Raw genomic sequence first — 1410 nt, forward strand, 5'->3', positions numbered from 1 at the left:
TGCTCCAGCTCGCCGAATCCCCGCACCGAGCGCGTCCTTCCTGCCGGGAAAACCTAAACGCCATAGTAGGTGCAGATGCGCGGTTACTTTCGGCCGGCGAGGGGGCTGGGCTGGAGGCGGTGTATCGGCCTCACCCTGGCCGCCGTGCGTCGGCCTGGCTTGCCATCCCTCGGCCCGCCCTCTCGGCTTCCGCTGGGCGCTGGGCGCTGGGCGCTGTGGGCTTTCGGGGTTGCGCGCCGCCATGCCCGTACGGTGCTGCGACCGGCGGGGCGCGGCTGGTGATGGTCGGAGTTGTGCAGGTCAACAGGTTGCGGGCGTACCTGATGGGGATGCTGCGCTCCTGGGTGCGGGCTGCCAACCCGCACTGTGATCTCCGTAAAAGCGGGGCTGGAGCGTCGGCGCGGGCTAGCATCCCGTGCCATGGCCAGGACGCGTGTGCAGCTGCCTTCGGCCCGGCGGCTCGCCGGGCTGACGGCCGTCCTCGCCGTGTTCACCCTGGCTCTGCACCACGGGGCTCGCCCAGTCCGCGATGGCGGCCCCCACGGACGCGATGGCCATGGCCTCGATGACGTCGTGGCTCTCGACGGACGGCACGGATCGGGCAGACGCGCAGGAGATGGCCGCGCCGTCGTGCCCCATGGATGACATCGTCATGGACTGCCTGCCGTCCGCCCAGTACCGTCCGTCGAGCGCCCCGCTGCCGCCCGCGGCACACCTACCCTCGGCGGCCGCGGACGACGTGGCCGGATCGGTGAGCGTCCAGCGGGCGCCGCCGTCCCCCGCCTCCCGTGAAGGACCCGACCTCGCCAGACTCTGCGTGAGCCGGACCTGATCGCACCCGTTCCGCCGGTCGCCGACCGGGGGGACGCGGATGTCCGATCAGCCTGGCACGCCGTCATGCGCGCGTGCCTTCCCACGATGGAGAACCACAACGTATGGCCTCGACCCTCACCCTGTTCCTCACCAGCGCCGGCACCGGCCTGCTGGCCGGGGGCGCCTCCTGCGCCGCCGTACAAGGAGGCTTGCTGGCCGGCGCCGTGGGCCGCCGCACTACGGGTGACGCCCCGCGCAGCCGGGCGCCCCGCCAGGCCGGCACACGTCAGACCGGCACGCGTCAGGTCGGCACACGCGAGAGCAGCATGCGCCAGGCCGCCACACGGCAGCGGGTCGCCGAACCACTCGCCCCCGTTGGCGCCTTCCTCACCGGAAAACTCCTCTCGCACACCCTCCTGGGGGCCCTCCTGGGAACCTTCGGTGCCGCGCTGCAGCCCAGTCCCCGCACCCGGGCGGTCCTGCTCATCGCCGCCGGCGTCCTGATGGTCCTGTTCGCCCTGGACCTGATGGGGGTCAAGGCGGTGGCCCGGCTGGTGCCCCGCTCACCAGCCGCCTTCGGGCAACTGGTGCGGCGCA

The 1410-nt window shown here is 72.7% G+C and carries 3 protein-coding genes; 2 read left to right on the plus strand and 1 reads right to left on the minus strand.

Translation table 11 applies throughout. The annotated features are described in order from the left end of the window. Window positions 1-405: 405 nt before the first annotated feature. Window positions 406-639 (minus strand): hypothetical protein, encoded by a 234-nt coding sequence (locus tag GAS53_RS54845; RefSeq protein ID WP_151485299.1) that lies wholly within the window; start codon window positions 637-639, stop codon window positions 406-408. On the opposite strand from GAS53_RS54845, the gene GAS53_RS54850 reads away from it, so the two are divergent. Continuing rightward, complete coding sequence (locus tag GAS53_RS54850) at window positions 638-832, plus strand: hypothetical protein (protein ID WP_151485300.1); 195 nt, start codon at window positions 638-640, stop codon at window positions 830-832. The genes GAS53_RS54845 and GAS53_RS54850 overlap by 2 nt on opposite strands. 103 nt (window positions 833-935) lie before the next feature. Further along, the coding region (locus GAS53_RS54855) for an urease accessory protein UreH domain-containing protein (protein ID WP_192583735.1) at window positions 936-1410 on the plus strand (475 nt) is incomplete at its 3' end.

The organism is Streptomyces albicerus (genome assembly GCF_008905045.1).
Lineage (GTDB): Bacteria > Actinomycetota > Actinomycetes > Streptomycetales > Streptomycetaceae > Streptomyces > Streptomyces albicerus.

Bases quoted from the DNA above. Each gene is read 5' to 3' on its own strand.
- GAS53_RS54850 (WP_151485300.1), top strand. From the start codon at position 638: ATGGATGACATCGTCATGGACTGCCTGCCGTCCGCCCAGTACCGTCCG.
- GAS53_RS54845 (WP_151485299.1), bottom strand. From the start codon at position 639: ATGGGGCACGACGGCGCGGCCATCTCCTGCGCGTCTGCCCGATCCGTG.